Source organism: Bacillus sp. FSL P2-0069 (assembly GCF_038593315.1).
GTDB classification, from domain to species: domain Bacteria; phylum Bacillota; class Bacilli; order Bacillales; family Bacillaceae; genus Bacillus; species Bacillus safensis.
Map to the genome: position 1 here is coordinate 765,504 of NZ_CP151984.1, position 25,139 is coordinate 790,642.

Consider the following 25,139-nt stretch of genomic DNA (forward strand, 5'->3'; position numbering starts at 1 on the left):
AGTTATTTTTTGCAGATTATTGTAAAGATAACATAAATCATACGAATTACCTTGTTGAGGGAATATAAATAAGTCTAAATGCTTATTTTCATCATAAGGGGTTTTCTGATCGGGATAGGATGTTTGATTTCAATGTACCCGGGTATAGTGTGTAATGTAACGATAATCAAGCAGGAGGGTTTCTACATGGGTAAGAAAATTGCAGTTGTATTAACAGATTACTTTGAGGATGTTGAATTCACCGAGCCTGCAAAAGCCTTTAAAGATGCAGGCCATGAGGTCACAGTGATTGAAAACGAAAAAGGAAAAACAGTGAAAGGGAAGCAAGGAGAAGCAGAAGTGAGAGTGGACGCGTCCATTGATAACGTGAAGCCTGAAGACTTCGATGCACTTCTGATTCCTGGCGGGTTCTCACCAGACATTCTGCGTGCAGATGATCGCTATGTCCAATTTACAAGAGCATTTATGGACGAGAAAAAACCAGTATTTGCGATCTGTCACGGACCGCAATTGCTCATTACAGCGAAGTCGCTGGAAGGCAGAGGCGCGACTGGCTATACATCCATTCAAGTAGATATGGAAAACGCAGGCGCAAAATTCAAAGATGAAGAAGTTGTCGTTTGTCAGGATCAGCTTGTGACAAGCCGTACACCTGATGACATTCCAGCATTTAACCGTGAATCATTAAAACTGCTCGCAAAATAAGCAGTTTTGACAGGATAAACAAAGCCAGCACCTTGCGGGGTGCTGGCTTTTTCTGCGCATGGATGGAAGAAAACGGCGTAAACCGCAATCCAGTTTCCTTTGCACGATTATTTTCTTAAGTTTTTTAGCTCGCTTGCGATGGCTTGCATTTCACTTGGGCTGAATGAAGATTTTTTCATCACCATTTGGTGTAGAAATTCAATATCTTCGTACTTGTCTGGACTGAAGTCCTCGGCTTTGATGACTCCAATGTTCAGCATATTTAACTTTTGCGAAATGTCTTCAATCAGCTGATTGACTTCAGCCGCTTTTTGCTCTGACAAGGGCGGCACGTCCTTTCCTGCATATGTGTTGAATAATATGTCTATTTTAACAGAAATGCAAAAGAATAAAAGGGCTATTAAGACGACACCGAGATGTTTTTCTCCTTTTTCTCCTGCTTGATCTTATCAATGATTAGTTTAGATTCAAACACGACAACCCCAGATAAACCGATGAGGCCGATTAAGTTAGGAACAGCCATCAGTCCGTTTAGCATATCAGCCACGCCCCAGACGAAATCATTCTTAAACACGGCACCGAAAAAGACAGCAATAACAAACACAACACGATAATACATCACATATGAATCTTTCGCCAAATATGTAAAGCATTTTTCGCCATAATAGGACCAGCCAATAATGGTGGAATAGGCGAATAAAAGTAAGCCGATTGCAACAATGATTGAGCCGATTGGACCAAGGAAATGAGCAAAGGATAACGAGGTGAGTGCATCACTTTTTTCTGTGACGTACATATCGGCCATGACAATTGTGATCCCTGTAATGGAACAAACAATCATCGTATCAATAAAGACTTGCGTCATTGACACAAGCGCTTGACGAGCAGGCATATCTGTTTTGGCAGCAGCTGCAGCGATTGGTGCAGAACCAAGACCCGCTTCATTGGAAAATACCCCTCTCGCCACACCCCAGCGGATTACGGTGCCGATTGCACCGCCTGCAACGGCTTGACCTGTAAATGCATCCGTAAAAATGAGCCCGACGGCACTTGGGACAAGATCCGCATTCATGACAAGAATGATCAGTCCGCAAATGACGTAGAATAAAGCCATGACCGGTACAAAAATAGCCGTCACACGGCCAATGCTTTTAATCCCGCCTAAAATCACGAGGGCAGTAAAGGCCGTAATAATAATGCCGGTGATCCATGTTGGAATTTGAAAGGTTGAATTCATGACACCAGAAATCGAATTTGACTGCACGAGATTCCCAATCCCAAAGGCAGCCGTAGCGCCAAAAATAGCAAACAGCACCCCTAGCCATTTTTGCTTCAAGCCATGCTCCAAATAGTACATCGGCCCGCCGGACATTTCCCCTTTTTCATTTTTGACACGGTATTTCACTGCGAGAACAGCTTCAGCATATTTTGTCGCCATTCCAAAGAACGCTGCAAACCACATCCAAAACACAGCGCCTGGTCCGCCGGCAATGACAGCAGAGGCGACCCCTACAATATTTCCCGTTCCAACCGTTGCAGCAAGGGCTGTCATTAATGCTTGGAAGTGAGAAATATCACCTTCTGATGTCTTATCTTGCTTTGAAAATGCCAGCTTAAGCGAATAGGGGAGCAGCCTAATTTGAATGAAGAGCACGCGAAAGGTAAGGTAAATCCCTGTCCCCACGATCAAAAACAAAAGCGGCGGTCCCCATAATACATCATTGATACTGCTGACAATCTGTTCTACCCATCCCATATGTATCCCCCTTTATTTGTTTATTTCTCCTAAAGTGTCACCTTTTTTTGTATAATGTGTCAATGCCGATGGGAGTTTTTCTTGCAAAGTTTTCAAAAGAAAAAGGGCTTGATATGATAGAGAAAAGGTTTCCGAAAGCAGTTCTTAGGGAAAAGATAGGAGGAGAATGAAGGATGATTCATGTATTATTCGTATGTCTTGGCAATATTTGCAGATCACCGATGGCAGAGGCCATGTTTAGAAAACGAGTAGAAGATGAGGGGCTAAGCGAGCACTTTGTCATTGATTCAGCAGGCATTGGCGGCTGGCATCAAGGCAGCCCTCCGCATGAAGGAACACGAAAGCTGCTTGATGAAAAAGGGATCAGCTATGAAGGGATGTCCGCAAGACAAATCATAGATGAGGACATCACAGCATACGACTATATCATTGCGATGGATGCTGAAAATGTAGGAGCACTTCGCAGTATAGCCGGATATGGGAAACATCACTTTATTGGCCGTCTTCTTGACTTTGTTGAAGACGACGATCGTGATGATGTGCCAGACCCTTATTACACTGGAAACTTTGAGGAAGTACATGATTTAATTGAAAAAGGAATTGATCGTTTTTTGACGTATGTAAAAAAAGAGAAACACCTTTAACTGAAAGGAGATCAGACGAGATGGAAGAAAAAAATCAAATCATGCTTCGAGGAGCTGTGATAGGAGCAGCTTGCGGCGCACTGCTGACATTATTTCATCGGCCAACGAGAATCGCGCTCAAAGACAAATGGAATGACTGTCAGGAAAAGCTGGCGGAATACCGTCAGGAGCCAGCCAGAATTTCTGCTTGCATGAAAGAAAAAATGGAAGAAACGAAGCAGCTGATGCGAACAGTCTCAGATGATTTGTCATTTTTAAATGAACAAGTCAATCAGTTAAAGGAAACAACCCCAAAAGTATTAGAGATTATTGAAGAAACAAAGGATCACTTTCGATCGAAATAGAAAGATTGATCATTGGAGATGAAGCGTATGGGTTTTATTAAAGCGTTAATTGAACGCTTTTTGCTGCATGAAGGACCGGCAAAATCTGCTGAGCTTGCTTACTTCTTTTTGCTTTCATTATTTCCGTTTCTCATCTTCGTGCTGACGCTCGTTGGATATTTGCCGCTGACGTCGAAGGATGTCCTAAGCGTCATCTCTGGTTATGCGCCAGAAGGAGCGCTTTCGATGATTGAATCCATTGCCGAAGAGACACTGAACAGCCGTAACGGCGGATTGCTGTCATTCGGGATTATTGCCGCCCTTTGGTCTGCATCTAACGGGATTAATGCCGTCGTCAGAGCATTTAACCATGCTTACGAAGTTGAGGAAAATCGTTCCTTCATTCTCGTACGTTTAACATCCATCATCTTAACCATAGCAATGGTTCTTACGATTATTTTTGCCTTAATGCTGCCTGTCTTTGGAAAAGAACTTGGCTTATTTCTCGCTGAATTAGTCGGGCAGTCAGATGCCTTTCTCACCATTTGGACGGCCATGAGGTGGATCATTAGCCCGCTGATTTTATTGATTGTGTTTACAGCCTTGTACTATTTCGCCCCAAACATTAGATTGAAATTGAAATTTGTTCTGCCAGGCGCTATTTTTGCCTCGATTGGATGGATTTTGGTGAGCATGCTGTTCTCATTTTACGTAGGCGAGTTTGCTAATTACAGTGCGATGTACGGAAGTATTGGGGGAATCATTATTTTAATGATCTGGTTTTATTTAACCGGCATCATGATCATCCTTGGCGGCGAGCTCAATGCGCTTTTACATAAGCGTAAAATCGTACCAGGCAAGGTGTGAAGAAATCCGGGCATCCTAAAGAAGAACGAACATGTTCAATCTTGATGGATGGGGGAATCACATGTGTCCAAACAATCGAAAAAAGGCGGAAGCAACACGAAACAAAACAAAGGCCATCAGCCAAAGCACAAAACAAGCGGCAGTGCAAACGGGCAAAATGGTTATCATTAAATGAAAAAACTCCTCTGCATAGATGCAGGGGAGTTTTTATTTCGACAATCGTATATATCGCTTAAGAATAAAAGCTGTATCAGGTTTTGACTGGTAATGAGGATCATGCTGAAACCCTGCGTTTATCGCTACACGTTCACTTCTGACATGGCCAGCAGGACAAAAAATTTCAAATCCATCGACTTTAGGAGCAAAGGTATCTGTCATATATTTCACGATGGCTGTCACAATGCCCTGTCCCTGCGCGTCTTCATCAATCCAATAACCGATATTGCCTAATTGTTGATCAAATGTCAGACGGAACACACCGATTAATTGCTCGTTCAGCTGAATGCCAGCTTCCAACCCTTTTTGTTCATCGTAAGTGGTTTGAGTTGATTGAATAAACGTTTTGACCGCTTCTATGCTTTTGCAGTGATGAACCCAAGGCAGCCACTCCCCTAAATGGGCCTTATTCTTTTGAATAAGGCTAAATAGTGAGTCCGCATCATCTAATTGTAGAGATGCCAAAGTCAATTCATTTGTGATGTGATATGTAAACAACGATTGATCCCCCATTTTAGTGACTTTCCAGCACTGCCTGCGTTCTCCCAAATCGAACGCAGCAAAACACAAATAATATCACGATGCTGACAAGGTAAAGTAAATTCATTCCTTCAAACGTTTGCACAAAGAATCCTCCGAGTACCGGCCCGAGAATACTGCCTGCACTAAACGCCATCCCGCACATTAAATTCCCGGCGGGAAGAAGATGCTTTGGCAATAAGTCGGTCATAAAACTGATGCCAAGCGAGAAGGTAGAGCCTACAGCCATTCCAGCGATAAAGAAACAGATGGCCACAGCCAAAACGGATTGAATGAAAATCCCTGCCAAAAGGAAAAAGAATGATCCAGCGAGTGTCACACATAAAATGATGCGGCGTCTGCCAAACCGGTCACTAAGCATCCCAAGAGGAAGCTGAAAGACAATGCTCCCTATGGCAAACGCAGGTAAAATAAACGCAACTGCATCTACTGTCACACCGCTCCTGAGTGCATACACAGGGAAGTTACTATTAAGCGTCGTTTCTAAAAAGCCGTAGCAAAATGGCATCATAAAGGCGACCCAGCCAAATTGAAAGGCCTTTTTAAAGCGCTTCAAACTGTTTGTCTGCTCTGACGTTTGCACTTCGCCTGTATCTGGATATGTATTTTTTAAAACAAACACAAGCAGCCAAATACATAAACTAACGGCACCAGAAACAATAAAAGGCAAGGCTGGATTGATCTCAATGAGCGGCGTTAAAAAAGGGCCGGCGGCAAAACCGAGTCCAAATGATAATCCATACAATGAAATATTTCGTCCGCGATTTCTTGATGATGAAGCATAGGTCACCCACGTCTGTGTAGAGAAATGCAGCATATGGTCACCAATCCCGATCATGAGCCGGAGGAAAAACCAGACGACATAAGATTCAAAAAACACAAAGCTAAACAAGCTTAAAAAGACAGCAGCGCCTCCAATGACGATTAACGGCTTAAATCCAAACCGGCGAAGCGGTGCTTCCATAAAAGGAGACGCAAGCAGCACACCGAGATATAAGCCTGTGGCATGCAGGCCGTTTAACGTAGGAGAAGTGCCGGCATGTTCAAAAATAATGGAAATGACAGGAAGTAATGCACCCTGTGAAAAACCGGATACGGATACCAGTAAAATTAAAATCATAAAGTGAATTCTCGACATAAGATGCTCCTTACAAGTTCATGCTTTCATCGTACAATGGAACCAGAGGGGTTTCAATAGAAAGGTGGAAAAGGAATGAAGCTGACATACGAAAAGGATCATTGGATCGCACTTATTGAGGACAGGCAGCTGCCTATTTCAGGAACAGAAGAACTGGGGTACCGCCCATCTCAATTGCTCACCTCAGCCATTGCAGGCTGCTTTGGAGAAATGCTCATTCATGTATGCCGTAAAAAGCGAATATTCTATGAAGGGATGACGATCACACCTGAAACGACAAGGGCAGGAGCTGTAAACAAAATTTCCTGCATTCATTTACATATCTTATTTGAAGACATCAATACATCTGATGAACAAATCGATAAAATGATCACCCTTGCATTGAAGCACTGCTCTATGGTGCAGTCCGTGAAAGAGAGTATTGATATCACCTTCTCACACGCGCGAATCTAAAATGTATACGATGACGGCACTCACGAAAGAATAACAGTCAGACATATGTAAAGGAGAATGGCTGTATGAATCGTTTATTTCTTGTGATTGTCGCAATCGGTGTTCCGCTATCGGTGATTGGCAGTTTCCTTCATTTCCCGCAGGTCATCATGTTTACCGTTTATTGTATCGCCATTATTGGTCTTGCTAGTTTTATGGGAAGAGCCACAGAAAGTCTTGCCATCATTGCGGGACCTAGAATTGGCGGACTTTTAAACGCCACATTCGGAAATGCAGTGGAATTAATCATATCGTTTTTTGCCTTGAAGCAAGGACTGACGGCCATCGTACTTGCTTCATTAACTGGATCAGTCATCGGAAATTTACTGCTTGTGGCGGGGCTGTCTTTTTTTGTTGGCGGATTAAAATATAAGCGCCAAGTGTTCAATGTACATGATGCAAGGCACAATTCAGGCTTGCTCATGTTTGCCATCATTGTAGCGTTTGTCATTCCAGAAGTGTTTTCGATGGAGATGGCAGAGAATAAGCAGTTTGTTTTAAGCATTGGGATCAGCATTGTGATGATTTTGCTTTATGTCGCGGCGCTCTATTTCAAACTGGTCAGCCACCGCGGAGTCTATGTTGCTAAGCAGGACAGTATGCAAGGTGAAGCGGAGACGGAAGAAGAAACACCTGAATGGTCTGGAAAGTTTGCCACTGTCATTTTGCTGCTTTCGACGATCGCAGTTGCGTACATTTCAGAGCGTCTTGTTCATACTTTTGATACGGTAGGAGAACAGTTTGGCTGGAGTGAGCTGTTTATTGGTGTCATTATTGTGGCCATCGTCGGCAACGCAGCAGAACATGCCTCAGCTGTCATCATGGCGTATAAAAACAAAATGGATGTAGCAGTGGAAATTGCCTTTGGCTCCACACTTCAGGTTGCCATGATGGTCGCGCCAATCCTAGTCATCAGCTCGCTATTTTTTGATAAGCAGATGCCGCTCATTTTCTCCTTGCCAGAGCTCATTGCGATGGCATCCTCTGTGCTGCTCACGGTCATTTTATCTAATGACGGGGATACAAACTGGTTTGAAGGTGCCACATTACTCGCTGCCTATTTTATTATGGCGATTGGATTTTTCCTTTTATAATCTTTTGTGGATAAGGGACGTCTTTGCGGAAAATACTATGGAAAAATGAATGAGAAAGAGTGATGATATGAAAAAGATGCTCCGCATCATGTTTGTTGTTCTCTTATCCTTAAGTTTTCTATACAGCTTTTCAGCGGAGGCGGCAAAGCCATTTAAAGTGCCATCCTCTGTCGCCAGTATCTCCAAGGAGAATACGTATCCAAACGCGTCACAGGATCAGCCGCTGCTCCAGCCGAGCGAGCTGACGGCTGAATTGTTCAAAACAACAAGTGTACCGATTGAGAATACTCATTTGATTAAAATGCTGAATGAATCCAGCATTTCAGGGACGCCATTAGCTGTTGGATACCGTGCGACCATTTTCCTCGGGAGATGGGCGCTGAGCTACGATTCAAACGAAACGGTCGCCAACTGGGAATACAAAAAAGTGAATACAAACCACATTGATAACAGAGGCGGCAATAAAACAGCCATTGGAAAATACGTTCAAAAGCAGCAGGTGAAAGTAAGCGGCGGGCTCACAGCAAAAGTGCCGAACCCAGAAGATGTGAAAACATTGATGATGCAAAAAGCGATTCAAAAAACAAAGCTGCCCCTCGCTTTTGACACCGTGATTGGAGCAGGAACAAAACGAGATCAGTCATACCATGTCTCTCCGAAAAAAGCAGCATCGCTTCATGCCTATGCACCAGCGATTAACGAAAAAGGTAAGGTCACATACGGAGAAGTGTACCTTGTACTAAAAGGAAATAAACGAAAACTCGTCGTAAAAAACGTGACCTCACAAGGAATCGGCGCTTGGATACCTGTTCAGGATCACTTGACGTTTGGGTTTCAAGGGATGAATTAAAACAGTCATCTCCTCTTATCAAAAGAGGAGATGACTGTTTTTTTCTAAGAGGTTTTCTCTTTTTTTCTTTTTAGTTCATTCTTGTAAAAGTCAAAGGCGTTATATAAATACCAAATGATAAAAAGAAAGAAGATAACTTTAGTCAATATCGGTAAGTTGTTGAAAATAAGACATAGGCCAAAATAAGGGATGATCATAAATCCATAATAAGAAAACCACCATGTTTTAAAGATGCAACTCATCTCCTTGAAAATTGTAGACATTAACATCTTTATACATATATTGCATTTTTTGAGAAAAAAAAGCCATAGTAGAAGTTGAATGAACTCAACGACTACTATGGCTTAAATTTTTTATTCCCCTAAATCCACATTATGATAAACCTGCTGCACGTCTTCAAGCTCTTCTAATACATCGATCAGCTTTTCAAATTGTGCTTTCGATTCATCGTCTAATGTCACTTCGTTTTGCGGAAGCATTGTGATTTCAGCGACAGTGAATTCTTCTACGCCGGCTTGTTTGAATGCTTCTTGTACTTGATGGAATTGATCTGGTTCAGCGTACACAATCACCGTTTCATCTTCTTCCATGATGTCACGTACATCAACGTCTGCTTCCATTAATAGCTCAAGCGTTTCTTCTTCGCTTTTCCCTTCGACACCGATGACAGCTGTTTCGTCAAACATGTAGGCAACAGAGCCGCTTACGCCCATGTTTCCACCGTTTTTCCCAAATGCTGCTCGAACATCTGAAGCTGTCCGGTTTACGTTATTGGTGAGGGCGTCAACGATCACCATTGATCCGTTTGGACCAAATCCTTCGTAGCGCAGCTCATCGAAGTTCTCTTCCGCACCGCCTTTGGCTTTTTCAATGGCACGGTCCACGATATGTTTTGGGACACTATATGTTTTTGCACGTTCTAGGACAAAACGAAGTGCTTGGTTTGATTCTGGGTTTGGCTCACCTTGTTTGGCAGCCACATAGATTTCACGCCCGAATTTTGCGTAAATACGACTTGTACTGGCATCCCTTGATGCTTTCTTTTCTTTAATGTTGTTCCACTTACGACCCATCTTATTCACTCTCTTTCACTTAGAAAATACACAGTATGAGGGTCCCCATGCTGCATGAAATCATTCTGCTATCTATTATACATGAATCAGTCAAGAGGATAGAAGTAAGAGGGCTGAAATGAAAAGAATTGTTAGCGAATGTTCAAGTGTTCCAAGTTTCTCGCAAGCCCGAGTCAGCCCGGCAACTTGTATATAAAAAATAACCCCATCATATATGAGGTTATTTTGCAGGCTGGGGATAAGCGAGATCCTCAAGCAATTTGACATCATGCTGATGAAGTTGTTTGATCATTTCTTTTCGCACAGCGAGGGCGGCGTCGAAGTATTTTTCGTCTTCGACCATTCCCTTTACTGTGATTTCAATCCCGCGATTCAGCTTATTCAGACCCATAATTCCATGAACTTGAAAGGGTTCAATGGCGTTTTGAAATTCGTCTTTTTTAAGAAAATCATGATGCATTTGATTTAAATTGTCACATGCTGTTTCAAGTGCTTGAAAGGCGATATCTGGGTTTTGATTCGCGCTAATTAACACAGATTCCGTAATCCGCATGTAGTGCATGTTATAGTTTTGGATTTGACGGATATCTCCGTTAGAAATGGTTAACAGCTTGCCGCTCCATTCTCTAATTTGCAGAGATCGGAGACCAATCTCTTCAATGGTTCCATTAAAGAGGTTATTCACCGTCACATAATCCCCTTTATGAATCTGACGTTCATAGATAAGAAAAACGCCTGCTAAAATATCACGAATCAGCGTCTGGGCGCCAAAACCGATGACGATCCCAGCAACACCAGCACCCGCAAGGATTTTCCCAAAGTCATGAAAGAACAGAGAAATGACATAGAGCACAAAGCAAATCGAAGCGGTGTATTGCGTGACCGATTTGACCAAGCTCTCGATTGTTTTCTTCTTCTTGTCCTCTATAAACTCAGTTCGTTTAAAGAAAATTTGAAGGGCTTTGTTAATCATAAAGACAGCAAGCCAAAGAATGAGTCCAACAAGGAGAATTTCAATGTATTTGTTTTTGACCACTGTCAGAAATGTATCGTCCATCTATCGGTTACCCCCTGGCTGTACGAGAAGTAAAATCAACATCTTGATAATAGCTGTTTTTCACTAAAACATTCGGACCGAGGCACTGCACGCTTGGGCAATGACAATTCAGTTCTTTTGCTAATTTTGTGTTCATCCAGCGTGTATAGGCTGATTGCAATGTATCAGTTGCAATGTTTCCAAGCGGCGGAGTATCGCCAAAGTCTGTCACAATAATATTCCCATCAAAAATATTCACATTCAACCGTGAGCGTCCATCAGGGTCATTTCGTACCGTGACATTTTTCTCCTGGCGCAATCGGTTGAGGAGTCGCTGGTCTTCTTCATCTGTGCTGCATGAATAAAACGGCAGGGTGCCAAACAGCATCCAGGTGTTTTGATCACGAATATCAAGCAGCTGATGAATCGCATCCCGCATTTGCGGAAGCGTCAATGATTCAAGGGCGCTGGCGAAATCACTTGGGTACATCGGGTGAACTTCGTGGCGCTGGCATTTCATTTCCTCGACGATTTGCCGGTGGATGTGTTCGATATATGGAAGCGTGCGCTTATTCAGCATGGTTTCAGCGGATACGGTTACGCCCGCTTTGACAAGTGCCTGACTATTTTCAATCATGCGGTTAAATAATTTCTCGCGCTGCTCAAAGGTTGGTTTTCGATCCATCATGGCAAAACCGACCGTTGCAAACTCTTCGACAGTGCCCCAGTTATGTGAAATGTGAAGGACATCTAAGTAAGGAATAATTTCTTCATACCGCGCCAAATCAAGGGTTAAATTTGAATTGATCTGTGTACGGACGCCGCGTTCATGGGCATACTTTAATAAAGGGACGACATATTCCCGTACAGATTTAAGAGAAAGCATGGGCTCTCCGCCTGTAATACTGAGTGAGCGCAGGAGCGGAACTTCATCTAAACGGCGAAGCAGTAAATCTATCGGCAGCGCATTCGGGTCTTTAGGCTGTAAGGTATAGCCGACCGCACAATGCTCACATCTCATGTTACACAGCGTTGTTGTCGTAAATTCAATATTAGTCAGCTTCATTTCTCCGTAATCCTGCACATCGAGATAGGCTTCCCAAGGGTCGTATGCAGGTGTGATCGGACGAAGTGCTGTTTTTTGGTTCATGGTATCTATCTCCTTTTCATTCGGGCAAACGTAGACCCGCCAACAGTTAATTTTAAGCCTCATCACGGTTATACGCAAGGGGGACACAATTGATTTGCAAGGGAAAAAAAGATAAGCTATAAACAAACGCTAAAGGGAGTGTATCGATGGGTAAGGCAGCAGACAGCAAAGAGCAGCAGGTTGATTATTTAAAGAACCGATTAGATATGTTTATGAATGTGATTGATTCATTAGATCCTGAATCAACAGACGTTGAGGATATAGACAGACTGATCCAGATGATTGACGACCTGGAAGCGAAATATGAACGGTTTAAAAATGATTGGAAGGAAGAATAGCTCGCGCGGTGCGGGCTTTTTTCTTTAAATTGGCAGGTGAATCGGTGTATGAGTCTCGGTCTTATTCTGCACAATAGAAGAAAAACCGGGAAGTGACGTAAATGAAAAAATTCATGCTGATCTGTTTATGTGCGCTTTTTGTTTCCATGCCTCTCTCAGAAGCGGAAGCCGTGTCTAATAAGCCCATTAACTGGGGATTTGCGAAAAGTAAAGAGCACAGGCCGCCGGATGCGGGCAAAGAATTGACGGCACTCTTAAAAAAGTATGATGCGTTCTATTTAGGCAACACGAAAAAGAAAGAGATTTATTTTACCTTCGACAATGGCTATGAAAATGGGTACACACCCAAGATCTTAGACGTGCTGAAAAAACATCAAGTACCAGGCACCTTTTTTGTGACAGGTCATTTTGTAAAGGACCAGCCGGGGCTTGTCAAACGTATGGCAGAGGAAGGTCATATCATTGGCAACCATTCTTATCACCATCCTGATTTAACAACAAAGAGTACAAAAGAAATCAAAGAAGAACTGGACCGTGTCAATGAAGATGTGTACAAAATCACAGGAAAACAGGATAACCTCTATCTTCGTCCGCCGCGCGGTGTGTTCAGTGAAAGGGTATTAAAAGAAACAAAACAGCTCGGCTACCAAACCGTTTTCTGGTCAGTGGCGTTTGTGGACTGGCATATCCATCATCAAAAAGGAAAACAGTATGCTTACGATCAAATGATGAAGCAGGCGCACCCAGGTGCCATTTACTTACTTCATACCGTCTCAAGAGACAATGCCGAAGCGCTGGATGATGCCATCACCGCTCTGAAAAAACAAGGATATTCATTTAAAAGTCTAGACGATCTCATGCTTGAAAAAGTATGGCATCTGCCTCAGCTATAGAAAGAAGCCTGCAGAAGACCTGCAGGCTTTTTGATTTTCCCTCTCTGATTTTACGCTGAAACTAAAGAGAGTGATGAGGTGAAAAAAGAGTCAAACACTATTTAAAAATCCTAAACCACCCTTTATGTTTAAACCACAAAAGCATCCCCGAGACGAGGAGACCCATAAAAATCAGCACGCCAAAATAGCCGTATTTCCAATGTAATTCTGGCATGTTGTCAAAGTTCATTCCGTACACCCCAACAATAAAGGTCAGCGGAATAAAAATGGTCGACACAATGGTCAATGTCATCATGATCGCATTCATCCGGTTGGAATTCAGCGTCTGATAGCTGTCTCGCAAATCGGCTGTCATATCACGGTTTGACTCAACGATCTCGGTTAACTTCAAAAGATGATCATAAATATCATTAAAATAAGCATGGCGGTTTGGATCGCTTTTCATCATATTTGTGTTCACAATACGATATAAAAGGTCCCTCATTGGGATAATCGTTCTTCGCAGTTTGAGCAAATCGGATCGAATCCCAAATACTTCGTTCATCAGCGTGCCATACGTTTTATGCCCTTCTTCATCCTCAATTTCATTCAGCCTGTCTTCAATTTGATAAATAATAGGGAAATAATCATCAACAAGCTCATCAATCAGCATGTAGGCAATATGCTCAGGTCCGCTGTTTCTCGCTTTATCAGAGCCTTTGAGCTTTCGAATCACACGTTCAACGTACGGCGCTTCTTTCAAATGAAAGGTCACGATATAGTTTTCACCAACAAACAGATCGACTTCCTCAGAACGAAGCGTTTTTTGATTAAGGGCATGCAGCACGAAAAACAAATATCCTTCATAAAAATCAAGCTTGGGCCGCTGTAAATAATGAAAACAATCTTCAATTGCGAGTGGATGGAAATGAAAATATTCCTTTAAAAGCGCTGCTTCCTTTTCCGTTGGCGCATGAAAATCAATCCAATACCAGGCGATATCGGGGCTTGAAAGCTGCTGCAATGTTGCATGTTCAATCAAGTCGCCGTTTTTTGTCACTGCAAGTTTTCTCAGCATGTGCACCCCTCCAGACTTGCATTATATCATGAAGCAGCGCCGGTGAACTTATACGTTTTCTTCATAAAAAAAGCCGATCTCATTTTTGAGATCGGTTCAATGTGCGTGTATGATTGATGGATAAAACCGAGAATTAAGGACGACGGAAGTTGACGAAACCACCATTACGGTCGAACCAGCCTCTAAATGCCCAGTTGATGTAGCCGCCGTCACCTTTGTTTGTGAAAGATCCATTTTCGAATACCCAGACTCCGTACGTAATACTTCCGTATTTCACAGTAGCAAACGTTTTGACGCCGTTGAAACGAGTCTCATAACCTTGGCTTAAGTTAAATACCATGACATTGTATTTTGCGCCAGCAGCATAGAAAGCAGACTCCATTAATCCTTTGACAAAGCCTTCACGGTTTGTGTTAGCATTTGCAGCATTGATTAATGCATTTGCAATACCAAGTACATCAAAGTTAATATTAACGTTTCCTGCAGTTGTAGATGCTTTACCTTCAGCAGCTTTGTTTAAGACAGTTTGCTGAAGTGTAGTAGAAACAGGTGCTGAAGTTTTTGGCTCAGCAGCGTCAGCGAATACTGGCAGTGTCGAAGAAACAGCAGTGGCAAGGGCAACAGAAAGAATTGTTTTTTTCATTGGTCGGATCTCCTTTGTTTTTAAATTTTGGGTCTTCTTTTTTGTAAAATGTGAAACTAAGTGAAGCCGGTCATCAATGAGGTAAATATGTTCCTGCAAGATAAAACAAATGATTGCCTAATCCGCTAATTTCTTTGTTCACCTCCTTGATATGTCATAATTATACAAATATTTCTGGAATGGAAGATATCACCCAGAGGTTCTATTTCTAATTTAAGGAAAATGAGCCTAAAATGTTGAAGGATGCTGTCGAATTTTAGCTGAATTCGACTAAAAACTTTCATCTATCCAAAAGGAGAATGACCACAAATAAGGAAGATATAACTGATAAATTCTTGTACTCTTTATGTTTAAAAGTATTCAATCTAGAGAATCATTCATGCAAAATGAAACAATCACATCTGCGTATGTTTGCAGAAAGGAAGAGGACATGTATGTGGGAGAAACAGCTTGCAGTAGAGCCGCCGTATCATTTCGATCAAGTGCTTAGACGCTTATCAAGTGATCCATTAAAAGCAGTCGATTTGAGTCAAAGAGAAATCAAAGTGCCGATCAGATTAGGGGAAAAACCGTACGTGGTCATCGTTCAAGCTACTGGAACAAAGGATGCGCCTATGTTTCGGGTGCGAGCAAACGGTCCCGAGGAACCCCTTCTTTCTGAGGTGAAATGGATATTTGGCATGGAGCATCAATTACACATGATTCAAGACCATTTTTCTCAAACTAATCTAGCGCCCATTTTTGAGCAGCATATCGGAACGCCGCTCATGCTGGATTTTCATTTATATCATTGTTTAATGAAATGTATCATTCATCAGCAGCTTAATCTTTCGTTTGCTTACGAGCTCACGAAACGATTTGTCCATACGTACGGCGAGCAAATAGAAGGTGTATGGTTTGATCCTTTACCAGAAACCATTGCCTCTCTTGAAACAGATGATTTGAGAAAGCTTCAATTTAGTCAGCGAAAAGCAGAATATGTCATCGATGTATCGAAACGAATTGTGAGCGGCTCACTTTGTTTGGAGGAATTACACGATTTATCTGATTTGGAGGTGGAAGAGCGATTGCTTCCGATTAGAGGGATTGGACCTTGGACAGTTCAAAATGTGCTCATGAATGGGCTTGGAAGGCCAAATCTTTTTCCGATGGCAGATATCGGCATTCAAAACGCAATCAAACGACACTTCGACCTGCCTGAAAAACCGACAAAAGATGAGATGGCAGCGCTAAGCAAGGAATGGACCCCATATTTAAGCTACGCTTCTTTATATTTATGGAGAAGCATTGAGACAGATAAATAACGGAAAGGAATTTTCTCTCTTTGTCTAAGACGTGATATACTAATGAGATGGAATAAAATGAAGACAACCTATTAAGGGTTCAAATAGAACGGAGAGAATAAAGTGAAAGAAAAACAGCAAGGTGCCCTTTTGCAAAAGGGACAGCAGTTCCCGCTTACCATTAAACGCCTTGGCATTAATGGTGAAGGGGTCGGTTATTTTAAAAAGCAAGTGGTCTTTGTCCCAGGTGCGCTTCCAGGTGAGGAAGTGGTGGTTGAAGCAACGAATGTCCAAGCAAAATATGCAGAAGGTACAGTGAGGAAAGTGCGAAAGCGCTCCGAGCATCGAGTCAAACCGCCATGCCCAGTATACGAGCAGTGCGGCGGCTGTCAGCTTCAGCATTTGGCGTACGAGCAGCAGCTAAATGAAAAGCGTGATATTGTCATTCAATCAATGGAGCGCCATACGAAGCTATCGGTTGAAAAGCTTGATATCAGGCCAACGATCGGTATGGAAGATCCGTGGCATTACCGAAACAAAAGTCAGTTCCAAGTAGGACGTTCTCACAGCGGAGACATCATTGCAGGACTTTACGGACTAAATTCTCATAAGCTTGTACCGATCAAAGAATGTATCGTACAGCATCCAAAAACGAACAAAACAACGGGCGTTGTCCGCAAAATTTTAGAGAAATTCGGCGTATCGGTCTACAATGAACGGACAAGAAAAGGCGACGTACGCTCGATTGTCGTGCGTGTCGGTTTTGAAACAGGGGAAGTGCAGGTCGTTCTTGTCACATCAAAACCTGAATTTCCAAAGAAAAAAGAAATAGCCGAAGCCATTCAAAAACGTCTGCCTGAAGTGACGTCCATTATGCACAATATTAATGGTGAAAAAACGTCGGTCATCTTCGGCCATAAAACATCTCACCTAGCTGGCAACATGGTCATTCAAGAATTTTTAGGAGACGTCTCGTTTGAATTGAGTGCACGTGCTTTCTTCCAATTGAATCCGAAGCAGACGCTAAAGCTTTACGATGAAGCGAAAAAAGCGGCCAAACTGACAGGCAAAGAAAAGGTTGTCGATGCATATTGCGGCGTTGGGACCATTGGGATGTGGCTCTCAGATGGCGCCAAAGAAGTACGAGGAATGGATGTCATCAAAGAATCGATTGATGATGCCAAGAAAAATGCCAAAAAACACGGCATGAAAAGCGCGACCTATGTAACAGGAACAGCTGAACATTGGCTACCAAAATGGGTCAAAGAAGGCTTCCGCCCTGACGTCATCGTCGTCGACCCGCCAAGAACAGGCTGCGAGCGCACCTTCTTAGACACCGTCAAACAAGTCAAACCAAAACGCTTTGTCTACGTCTCTTGCAACCCATCCACACTAGCAAAAGACCTTGAATACATGTCAAAAGACTACAAAATCGAATACATGCAGCCAGTTGATATGTTTCCGCATACGGCGCATGTGGAGTGTGTGGTGTCTTTATCTCTTAAATAAAAAGGAAATGACAGCTATGATAGACCAAAAATAGCAGTCAAACGATTCCAGATATATATGGACCCACAGTAGACGAAATTGGTGGACCGAAAACAGCAATAGAAAAGGCAGTAACTAAATGAAAAACCCCTTCCAACAGGAGGGGTTTTACTTTAACTAACAATCTATTTATTTTTTCCTAAGCTCTCATTTCGTATTCTCTTCTATCATTGCACTTAGTCCTCTATAATGAGACACCCTTCATGAGTTCTCGATTCTCAAACACTCAAATATCAGCTGAATGAATATGAAATAAATGTCAAAAAACAAGGTCTTCGGCAAGGTACTCTTTAAATATATTTTAAAGGTAGTGATTAAATATGAGACTGAAAGAACAAGAAATATAACAACTTTTTACATTCGTAAGAGGCCCTCCAAATATTTAATCATTCAAACTGCAAAATGATGATTGGAGGGATTATGATGAATGACAAACAGTTTTCTTCATTTATAAAACAAGCAGATGAACCTTTTGTTGGGTGGGATTTCTCATTCATATCTGAAACTGGAAGAATGAAAAGTGAGCTGCTTTCATGGTCATATGGTAGTATAGCTACTTCTCTTGTTCAAAATGCAAAATCAATGCTGGACATGGGAACAGGTGGTGGAGAGTTTTTATCAAAATTAAGACCTTTTCCAACGTCAGTTTATGCTACAGAAGGGTACTTGCCTAATGTACCTATCGCAAAAGAACGATTAACACCCTTAGGAGTGAAGGTAGTTCAAATTTCTAATGATGGAAATCTTCCGTTTGAGACTGGAAAGTTTGATCTTATCATCAATCAACATGAGTCATTTTCATCTAAAGAGGTGAGAAGAATTATCTCGAAAGAAGGTATTTTTCTAACTCAACAAGTCGGTGGACTCGATTGCATAGAGATTAATGAGAATCTAAGGGTACCAATAAATAAAGATTTTATTGATTGGAACTTAAAGAAAGCTTTAGACGAAATACAGGAGAATTATTTTGAGGTGTTGAAAAGTGCAGAAGAGTTCCCTATTCAAAGATTTTATGATATCGGAGCATTGGTGTATTATCTGAAAGCAATTTCTTGGCAAGTGCCAGGTTTTGAAATAAGTAATTTCAAATATGAATTATACACCATTCATAAAATCATTGAACAAAAGGGTTATTTTGACGCAAAACAACACAGATTTATTATTTTAGCTAAAGCAGTTTAGTTGGAAATGGAGCCTTTGATATATTTGAAGGCTCCAGCCTAATTTTGAATAGATGCCACCACGAAACAAAAGATGAAAAATAATAAAACGTACGATTCAGTTGATCATATGTTTCCTTTTATTATTGTCGGGCTTGAAAGCATTCTAAAAATAGAGGAGGATAACGATGAGCCAATTTGATAGTCTAACAAAATACATACCGATGCTCCGCGAGGACCATATCGGAGAATGGGTGATCGATCAAGAAAATGATGGAACAGCTGAACGCCCAATCCAGATGCCTTTTGTGCATTATTCCGAAACGGTCCAACGCTTTATCGAAGATGTCTATATCTTTGCGGAACAACATCAAGAGCTGGAGCTTATCCGCTACAGAGAAATCCTCAAAGAAAATGGCATTGAAGGTGGATTGAACGATATCGAGAATGTGGACCTCTCACATTTAAATGCGCAGTGTGTACTTGCTCTCATCATGGGAGTGGTGAGTGCTGAGCGGTTTTGCGATGGTGCCATATTGGGCTCTTTTAAAAGTGGAGCCATCTTAAAATGGCTTGAAAGATTGAAAAACCTAGATGTATGACATCTAGGTTTTTTATTTCTGAAACGAGATTATGAGCATGTGAATTGCTCCACTTCTTGACGAAATAGATCAAGCAGCAGCTGCTTGGTGTTTTCCAGAGAGAGATGGGGTTCCTTATGAGTTAAGATTCCTATTGGGATAAAAGGGTCTTCCATTTCAATTGGAACTTTCACAAATTCGTCTGACAATAGAGTAGAAGAAAGAACAACTCCGACAGAGAGGAATTTTTTTAGAAATGATGGAATCGCTGAAATCTGGCTGATGGTGTAAGTGAACGGCTCCACATTTATTCTTGAGAGTTCCTTTTGTAATTTTATGTGATATAAACAACTTTCCCCGCCAATAATCAAAGGCTGTTCATAAAGATCTTTGATCAATGAAATCGGTCCAATTTGATCTGCCTGCTGTTTTGCGATAATAAAAGACATTTCCTCCTTGTACAACTCCTCAAACGGAAGTGTATTCATCACTGGTTCCCCTGAAATGGCAAAATCGAGCTCTCCCTTGAGCAGAAGCTTGTGAAGAAAGTCTGTATTACCAATGATAAAGTGGCATGTGATATTCGGTTTTTGCCTCCTGAATGTTTGAAGGACGGAAGGAAGAATAGTAGCAGCAATTGGTTCTATGACGCCTATATTCAAGGTTCCGATTTCTTCTTTTTGGAGTTTTTGTGATTGCTCTAATACAAAATGCCAATGGAGTATCAGCTGATCAATCTCTTTGGCAAACAATTGTCCTGAAGGGGTTAATTCAGCCTCCCATCCTCTTACAAACAATTGAAATCCTAACTCCTTCTCTAATCGTTTGATCTGATTCGTTATGGTCGACTGGGCATAATTCAATTTTTGAGCGGCTTTTGAGAATGTCCCTTCTTGAATGATGGCTTGAAATGCTTTTAACTCTTTTAAATCCATTTCTAATAATCTCCATTCGTTTTATAAATACAATTTTGTATATTATTCAATTATATAAAACAAGTATTAGCATGTAAAATGAATGTAGACAGAAAAAAGGAGATGACATTCATGCCATTTGTAAAAGTCAGCTATATGGAAAATGCGTACGATACTGAAAGCTTAGCTTCTGTTAGCCAAACGATCATGAAGGCGCTGATGAAAGAATTTCAAGTTCCTAAAAAAGACTACTTTCAGGTATTCAGTTCACATAAGAAAGAAGAATTTTTTTATGATCCCCATTATTTTCTTCGTCATGAAAGAGATCATCGTCTTTTATATATCCAAATTACATGTGGTGCGGGTAGAACCGAGGAACAGAAGCAGTCTTTATATATGGAAGTAGCTGACCAGTTATATTGCCAGCTTCATATCCCGAAAGAAAATGTATTCATAATGCTGATTGAGACAGGCTTGGAGAATTGGTCCTTTGGAGAAGGACTTGCGCAGATGATCAAGTAACAGAACGAATGGAAGGGGAAATAGCTATGCATCAACCAATCAAGCCAACTGTAAAATTCACTCTCGGAGATTTTGCCCCAGCATTTGTTGAGTACTCAGAAAAAATTCTCTTTGGAGATTTGTGGAGGAGAGAGGAACTTTCTCTTAGAGATCGCAGTATGATTACGGTCTCAGCCTTAGTAAGTACGGGCAGCCTGAATCAGCTGGAATATCATTTACATCTTGCCAAAGAAAATGGTGTCACGAAGAACGAATTGATTGAAGCAATCATCCATCTTAGTTTTTATATCGGATGGCCTAAAGCAGCTTCAGCACTAGAAGCGGCTAAACATATTTTGGAGGACGAATAAAATTCATCAAACAACGAGCCCTATTTGAAATAGGGCTTTTTATATGCGATAAATTGTATTTTAAAATCTCCTGTTGACTTTCCCCTTTACTGAAAGGTTTATACTTTGATCAGATCAACAAAACGGAGGAGATGCAGGATGTTTAAAATCGGTGATTTTTCTATGTTAAGTAAGGTCCCTGTCAAAACCTTAAGGTATTATGACCAAATAGATTTATTAAAGCCTAAGCAGATCGATCAAGAATCCGGATACCGGTATTATTCAGCTGAGCAGCTGCTTGAGGTTAATCGAATTTTTCTGTACAAGGAATTAGGTTTTACGTTAAAGCAAATGGGACAGCTTCTTCGTGAAGATATTTCTGTCGAGCAGATTCAGGGCATGTTTCTCTTGAAAGAGAGTGAGATTCAGCAATTGATCGAGAGAGAACAACAGAAATTAGCGCGTATTAAGGAGCGGATGCACCTTATCAAACGAGAGGGGTGTGTGGAAAAAGAACAGGAGGTCATCATCAAATCGGTTGAAAGCAAACGCATCATGTCTTTTCAATCCAACGGAACTGTTGACGAAATCCCTTCATTCTTTCAAACGTTTCATCATTTGTTACATAAACATCCGCAAGACTTGAACTCGGAGCCGCAAATCGTGCTGTGGAGGGAATCAATTGCTAAAGAAAGTGAGTTCGAATTTGAGGTGGGATATTCCACGAAAGCGTTAAGGGGCTCTCTGCCTCAGGGTATCACGATGCGTACGTTACCAGCTGAAGAAACCATGGCGACGCTCTTATTTCATTCAGATTCTCCATTTGCACAAACTGCTTGTGTTGATCTGGCGACATGGATCGAACATAACGGATACCGCGTGAAAGAAGATCAGCCGGGGAGAGAGATTTATTACCCATTGTCTGAAAATGAAGAAGGAAGACTCATTGAAATTCAAATTCCTATAAAAAATGAAGTCAAATCGTAAACATTGTCCAAAGGAGAAAAGCCACGATGAAAAATAAAGCCGTTGTCTATTTACTTGCTTTAGCAGCCTTTTTAATTGGAACGATCGAATATATCATTACAGGCATTATTCAAATGGTCGCAGATGATTTACAGGTCACGACATCTGCTGCTGGTTTATTGGTCACATCATTAGCGCTCTCAGCAGCAATCGGCGCGCCGATTGTCATTGCACTGACCATCAATATCGACCGCAGAAAAATATTATCATGGATGCTGATCATTTTTACTTTAAGTAATATCATCACAAGTGTCAGCCATTCGTTTGAAATGGTGCTGATGACTAGGGTTTTACAAGGAATTAGTGGGGGGACGGCCATTGTGGTGGCAATGGCAGTGGCCACTCGTCTTGTCGAACGAGAAAAAAGAGGAACAGCGATTGGTATCATTTTAATGGGATTGAGCAGTTCCTTAGTTTTAGGTGTTCCAATCGGGACATTTCTAAGCAGCATGATTGGATGGAAAGCATTATTTGCAGCCATTGGATTGATCACGCTCATTCCGCTGATTGTTGTGTATAGGCGCATACCTTCTATGAAAGAACAAGAACCGGTGACGCTAGGTATGCAATTATCGATATTAAAAGATAAGCGAATTTTGCTTGCAGTGGCAGTTACACTCTTTTATGTAGGCGGATATTCCACTTTATTTACCTATTTAACGCCCTTCCTGCAAGAATCAGCAAACCTTAGCATCACAGAAATCAGCGGCATTTTATTACTAGCGGGAATATGCAGCTTTTTGGGCTCCAGTCTTGGAGGGGTTGCAGCAGATAAAAAAGGCCCAACATTCACGATTTTCTCCGGAATTATTCTACAAATCATCATGCTGATGCTGCTAGCATTTGTGACAGGGAATCTCGTGGTCATGGTGGCGGTGATCATGATATGGATGATTGCTACATGGAGCACATCTCCAGCTCAGCAGCTGTATCTCGTCACACTTGTACCCAAATCTCCTGATATCGCATTAAGTGTCAATACATCGTTTATTCAATTCGGATTTGCTTTAGGCTCGGGATTAGGAGGGCTTGTATTGAGCAGGACATCTATACTGCACTTGAGCTGGATCAGCGCTGGAACGGTTCTTCTCGCTTTACTCATGACCATCTTGATGGTGGCGTTTGATCGAATCTCTCAGCAGAAGAGTTTGAAGGTGATGGAGCAAGGAAGGTAACATGAACGATTTCACTAGTGAACATACAAATTTAGTTTTGTATTGTGGGAACTACTTATTTAGGGTAGTTCCTTGGCCCATTTCGTGGGCTTTTTTTTATAAAAATTCTTATTTCTGCACTTCTGCTTTATTACTTCTGTAAATACCTGATCTCCTTGTCATACTTTTGAATGAAATTGACTCAATAGAATTGACGCAAGAACCATGAATAGGTGAAGATGAAATAAACTGTAAGATAAAGGGAGACGAATAATGATACATATCATATTTGGGGCGGCAGCTGCCGGTAGTTTAAAACAAGCAGTACGTGAAATGAAGCAAGATCAAATAGATGATATCATCGCTTTTGATGATATTTATTCGATTGGACCACTTCTACATTTACACGAACATAAAGGACAAGCGAACCGTATAGAATGGCTGCGTAACGTGATGTCAAATGAATATGGCTATTTTGACGACATGGTCAATGATCAGCACAGAATGCTTCAGCAAATAAAAGAAATAAAAGCTGGCAGTCGTATACTTCTCTGGACAGGCAGTAATGCCCATGAGCAAATTGGCTTGCGATATGCCGTCTATTTATTAAAAGAGAAAAGCATAGAATTGTCAGTAATCAATACAACGACAGCATTTGATCAGCTGTTCAATACAAATATAAGAAGAATGGATATTCGACATTCCGGAGAAATCGCATCTGAAAAATTTAAAATTTTGTATGAGAGTAAAGAGCATATTCACCCAGTGACAAAAGAAGAGAGAGAAAGATTACAAAATGAATGGCTTTCACTTGCTAAAGAAAATCATACGCTGCGGATATGGAAAAAAGGACAAGTGATCAGCGTACCAGAAGATGAATTTGATGCTTATTTAGTGAAAATGGCCAAGCGGGTTCATCAGTCTGAGCCTGAAGAGGAATTCATCAAAACTCCACGTTTAATAGGAGAAATCATCGGTTATTTAGATCAGTATATCGGCGATGATTTTATTGAGTATCGAATCAAGACATTAATTGATCAAGGCATTTTTGACATGATAGGGAGTCGAACTTCCATGCGTTATTACTCGATTAAACTGACAGAGTTCGGTCAGCACTTCAAAAAATGGGTGTGCTGTCGAGAGTTTAAGGATCATCCCTTTGTGAAAATTGAAGGAGATTACGGTGAACCTTTTCAGTGTGGGTATTGCGAATGTCATTTAGAAAGAGATGATGTACCAATGAGTGATACTCTTTTCTCAAAGATCTGGAATTGGAACATACAGTATGGCCGCTGGTTTGACGAAGAAACCGATGATTTGCTGCCAAATGGCGTAGACATGGAAAGGAAGTTCAATCAAGAAGGAGAGCGTATCACTGAAGAAGTGAAACGAGCCTTATCTCCTGCGTTTCAAATTGAATACAGCCCAAGTGAATACGCGCAATATTACATTTAAAGAATGAATTTTCTTATCACTGTACAAAATAATCCTTTACACAATCCATCATCATCATGTAAGATATGGAGAAATTAAAAGCGAAGAAAAGGACATGAGCGATTTTTACTGGTTACCAGAGAGGGAAGTCACGCTGAAATCTTCCTAACACAGAAAAGTTGTCTTACCACCTTTGAGCTGTATTGGGGAAATCACAGTATCCAATATCGTTTACGCCACGTTACGGCACCAGAGCCATAAAGCGAATACGCATTATGGGAATTTGGGTGGAACCACGGATATCACATTCGTCCCTTTATGAGGGATGGGTGTGTTTTTTTGTACACTCCTATAGGATTATTGCTTTGAAAAG

28 protein-coding genes and 2 other annotated features (1 of these 30 only partly in view) are annotated in these 25,139 nt (G+C 41.4%); of the genes, 18 read left to right on the top strand and 10 right to left on the bottom strand.

What is annotated here, in order from left to right; genetic code table 11:
* The first annotated feature begins 186 nt into the window (after window positions 1-186).
* Window positions 187-705: a type 1 glutamine amidotransferase domain-containing protein gene (locus tag NSQ34_RS03765; RefSeq protein WP_070326778.1), complete on the top strand. Its 519-nt coding sequence runs from the start codon at window positions 187-189 to the stop codon at window positions 703-705.
* Window positions 706-812: 107 nt separating this feature from the next.
* Here NSQ34_RS03765 and NSQ34_RS03770 read toward each other — a convergent pair whose 3' ends face one another.
* Together NSQ34_RS03770 and NSQ34_RS03775 are read right to left on the bottom strand one after the other, a co-directional pair.
* A complete protein-coding gene (locus tag NSQ34_RS03770) occupies window positions 813-1,028 on the bottom strand; it encodes a DUF1128 domain-containing protein (RefSeq protein ID WP_003214000.1) in 216 nt (71 codons plus the stop codon).
* A gap of 77 nt (window positions 1,029-1,105) precedes the next feature.
* On the bottom strand, window positions 1,106-2,461 hold the full coding sequence (locus NSQ34_RS03775; RefSeq protein WP_217008924.1) for a sodium:alanine symporter family protein: 1,356 nt from the start codon (window positions 2,459-2,461) through the stop codon (window positions 1,106-1,108).
* Between the two features lie 173 nt (window positions 2,462-2,634).
* Here NSQ34_RS03775 and NSQ34_RS03780 point away from each other — a divergent pair, with 173 nt between their 5' ends.
* Genes NSQ34_RS03780 through NSQ34_RS03790 form a run of 3 tightly spaced genes read left to right on the top strand, consistent with a single transcriptional unit; the run spans window position 2,635 to window position 4,295 of the window.
* On the top strand, window positions 2,635-3,105 hold the full coding sequence (locus NSQ34_RS03780) for a low molecular weight protein-tyrosine-phosphatase (protein ID WP_024425273.1): 471 nt from the start codon (window positions 2,635-2,637) through the stop codon (window positions 3,103-3,105).
* A 20-nt stretch (window positions 3,106-3,125) separates the two neighbouring features.
* Window positions 3,126-3,449, top strand: a complete 324-nt coding sequence (locus tag NSQ34_RS03785) for a YtxH domain-containing protein (RefSeq protein ID WP_111927625.1) — start codon at window positions 3,126-3,128, stop codon at window positions 3,447-3,449.
* 27 nt (window positions 3,450-3,476) lie between these two features.
* Window positions 3,477-4,295 carry a YhjD/YihY/BrkB family envelope integrity protein gene (locus tag NSQ34_RS03790; RefSeq protein ID WP_024425272.1) on the top strand — a complete coding sequence of 273 codons (819 nt, stop codon included), beginning with the start codon at window positions 3,477-3,479 and terminating at the stop codon, window positions 4,293-4,295.
* Between the two features lie 207 nt (window positions 4,296-4,502).
* Here NSQ34_RS03790 and NSQ34_RS03795 read toward each other — a convergent pair whose 3' ends face one another.
* Window positions 4,503-5,009, bottom strand: coding sequence for a GNAT family N-acetyltransferase (locus NSQ34_RS03795; RefSeq protein WP_120208611.1), 507 nt, complete (start codon window positions 5,007-5,009; stop codon window positions 4,503-4,505).
* A gap of 16 nt (window positions 5,010-5,025) precedes the next feature.
* A complete protein-coding gene (locus tag NSQ34_RS03800; RefSeq protein WP_046314260.1) occupies window positions 5,026-6,189 on the bottom strand; it encodes an MFS transporter in 1,164 nt (387 codons plus the stop codon).
* 75 nt (window positions 6,190-6,264) lie between these two features.
* On the opposite strand from NSQ34_RS03800, the gene NSQ34_RS03805 reads away from it, so the two are divergent.
* The 3 genes from NSQ34_RS03805 to NSQ34_RS03815 all read left to right on the top strand — a co-directional run bounded on the left by NSQ34_RS03805 (window position 6,265) and on the right by NSQ34_RS03815 (window position 8,625).
* Window positions 6,265-6,642 (top strand): OsmC family protein, encoded by a 378-nt coding sequence (locus NSQ34_RS03805; RefSeq protein WP_111927627.1) that lies wholly within the window; start codon window positions 6,265-6,267, stop codon window positions 6,640-6,642.
* 65 nt (window positions 6,643-6,707) lie between these two features.
* Window positions 6,708-7,775, top strand: coding sequence for a calcium/proton exchanger (gene cax / locus NSQ34_RS03810; RefSeq protein ID WP_034283700.1), 1,068 nt, complete (start codon window positions 6,708-6,710; stop codon window positions 7,773-7,775).
* A gap of 88 nt (window positions 7,776-7,863) precedes the next feature.
* Complete coding sequence (locus NSQ34_RS03815) at window positions 7,864-8,625, top strand: YfkD famly protein (RefSeq protein WP_227001727.1); 762 nt, start codon at window positions 7,864-7,866, stop codon at window positions 8,623-8,625.
* 353 nt (window positions 8,626-8,978) lie between these two features.
* Here NSQ34_RS03815 and NSQ34_RS03820 read toward each other — a convergent pair whose 3' ends face one another.
* The 3 genes from NSQ34_RS03820 to yfkAB form a co-directional block, all read right to left on the bottom strand.
* A complete protein-coding gene (locus tag NSQ34_RS03820; protein ID WP_264316048.1) occupies window positions 8,979-9,698 on the bottom strand; it encodes a YebC/PmpR family DNA-binding transcriptional regulator in 720 nt (239 codons plus the stop codon).
* Between the two features lie 220 nt (window positions 9,699-9,918).
* Window positions 9,919-10,755 carry a mechanosensitive ion channel domain-containing protein gene (locus tag NSQ34_RS03825; protein WP_024425846.1) on the bottom strand — a complete coding sequence of 279 codons (837 nt, stop codon included), beginning with the start codon at window positions 10,753-10,755 and terminating at the stop codon, window positions 9,919-9,921.
* A 7-nt stretch (window positions 10,756-10,762) separates the two neighbouring features.
* The gene (yfkAB, locus tag NSQ34_RS03830) at window positions 10,763-11,884 is read right to left on the bottom strand and encodes a radical SAM/CxCxxxxC motif protein YfkAB (RefSeq protein ID WP_024425845.1); all 1,122 of its coding nucleotides are present in this window, start codon (window positions 11,882-11,884) and stop codon (window positions 10,763-10,765) included.
* Between the two features lie 146 nt (window positions 11,885-12,030).
* Here yfkAB and NSQ34_RS03835 point away from each other — a divergent pair, with 146 nt between their 5' ends.
* Window positions 12,031-12,222, top strand: a complete 192-nt coding sequence (locus NSQ34_RS03835) for an SE1561 family protein (RefSeq protein ID WP_012009274.1) — start codon at window positions 12,031-12,033, stop codon at window positions 12,220-12,222.
* A 101-nt stretch (window positions 12,223-12,323) separates the two neighbouring features.
* Window positions 12,324-13,115 (top strand): delta-lactam-biosynthetic de-N-acetylase, encoded by a 792-nt coding sequence (pdaA, locus tag NSQ34_RS03840; RefSeq protein WP_024425844.1) that lies wholly within the window; start codon window positions 12,324-12,326, stop codon window positions 13,113-13,115.
* Between the two features lie 97 nt (window positions 13,116-13,212).
* On the opposite strand, the gene corA is transcribed toward pdaA, so the two are convergent.
* Together corA and NSQ34_RS03850 are read right to left on the bottom strand one after the other, a co-directional pair.
* Window positions 13,213-14,172, bottom strand: a complete 960-nt coding sequence (corA, locus tag NSQ34_RS03845) for a magnesium/cobalt transporter CorA (RefSeq protein ID WP_034283707.1) — start codon at window positions 14,170-14,172, stop codon at window positions 13,213-13,215.
* Window positions 14,173-14,305: 133 nt separating this feature from the next.
* Window positions 14,306-14,815: a hypothetical protein gene (locus NSQ34_RS03850; RefSeq protein WP_024425256.1), complete on the bottom strand. Its 510-nt coding sequence runs from the start codon at window positions 14,813-14,815 to the stop codon at window positions 14,306-14,308.
* 434 nt (window positions 14,816-15,249) lie between these two features.
* On the opposite strand from NSQ34_RS03850, the gene NSQ34_RS03855 reads away from it, so the two are divergent.
* The 4 genes from NSQ34_RS03855 to NSQ34_RS03870 all read left to right on the top strand — a co-directional run bounded on the left by NSQ34_RS03855 (window position 15,250) and on the right by NSQ34_RS03870 (window position 19,408).
* Window positions 15,250-16,119 carry a DNA-3-methyladenine glycosylase gene (locus NSQ34_RS03855; protein ID WP_264316049.1) on the top strand — a complete coding sequence of 290 codons (870 nt, stop codon included), beginning with the start codon at window positions 15,250-15,252 and terminating at the stop codon, window positions 16,117-16,119.
* A gap of 102 nt (window positions 16,120-16,221) precedes the next feature.
* Entirely contained in the window at window positions 16,222-17,607 is a 1,386-nt protein-coding gene (rlmD, locus tag NSQ34_RS03860; protein WP_111927630.1) for a 23S rRNA (uracil(1939)-C(5))-methyltransferase RlmD, read from the top strand.
* Between the two features lie 462 nt (window positions 17,608-18,069).
* Complete coding sequence (locus NSQ34_RS03865; protein ID WP_101676706.1) at window positions 18,070-18,828, top strand: methyltransferase domain-containing protein; 759 nt, start codon at window positions 18,070-18,072, stop codon at window positions 18,826-18,828.
* 166 nt (window positions 18,829-18,994) lie between these two features.
* On the top strand, window positions 18,995-19,408 hold the full coding sequence (locus NSQ34_RS03870) for a DUF6508 domain-containing protein (protein WP_264316052.1): 414 nt from the start codon (window positions 18,995-18,997) through the stop codon (window positions 19,406-19,408).
* A gap of 29 nt (window positions 19,409-19,437) precedes the next feature.
* On the opposite strand, the gene NSQ34_RS03875 is transcribed toward NSQ34_RS03870, so the two are convergent.
* A complete protein-coding gene (locus NSQ34_RS03875; RefSeq protein WP_268456676.1) occupies window positions 19,438-20,322 on the bottom strand; it encodes a LysR family transcriptional regulator in 885 nt (294 codons plus the stop codon).
* 111 nt (window positions 20,323-20,433) lie between these two features.
* Here NSQ34_RS03875 and NSQ34_RS03880 point away from each other — a divergent pair, with 111 nt between their 5' ends.
* The 5 genes from NSQ34_RS03880 (at window position 20,434) to NSQ34_RS03900 (ending at window position 24,787) form a co-directional block, all read left to right on the top strand.
* On the top strand, window positions 20,434-20,823 hold the full coding sequence (locus tag NSQ34_RS03880) for a tautomerase family protein (RefSeq protein ID WP_264316054.1): 390 nt from the start codon (window positions 20,434-20,436) through the stop codon (window positions 20,821-20,823).
* A 26-nt stretch (window positions 20,824-20,849) separates the two neighbouring features.
* Window positions 20,850-21,173, top strand: a complete 324-nt coding sequence (locus NSQ34_RS03885) for a carboxymuconolactone decarboxylase family protein (protein ID WP_264316055.1) — start codon at window positions 20,850-20,852, stop codon at window positions 21,171-21,173.
* A gap of 138 nt (window positions 21,174-21,311) precedes the next feature.
* Window positions 21,312-22,139: a MerR family transcriptional regulator gene (locus NSQ34_RS03890; protein WP_111927634.1), complete on the top strand. Its 828-nt coding sequence runs from the start codon at window positions 21,312-21,314 to the stop codon at window positions 22,137-22,139.
* A 26-nt stretch (window positions 22,140-22,165) separates the two neighbouring features.
* Entirely contained in the window at window positions 22,166-23,353 is a 1,188-nt protein-coding gene (locus NSQ34_RS03895) for an MFS transporter (RefSeq protein WP_025093495.1), read from the top strand.
* 252 nt (window positions 23,354-23,605) lie between these two features.
* Window positions 23,606-24,787 carry a DUF1835 domain-containing protein gene (locus NSQ34_RS03900; RefSeq protein WP_111927635.1) on the top strand — a complete coding sequence of 394 codons (1,182 nt, stop codon included), beginning with the start codon at window positions 23,606-23,608 and terminating at the stop codon, window positions 24,785-24,787.
* Window positions 24,788-24,861: 74 nt separating this feature from the next.
* Window positions 24,862-25,085: a binding site (T-box leader), on the top strand.
* 37 nt (window positions 25,086-25,122) lie between these two features.
* Window positions 25,123-25,139, top strand: a binding site (T-box leader) (it continues 207 nt past the right edge of the window).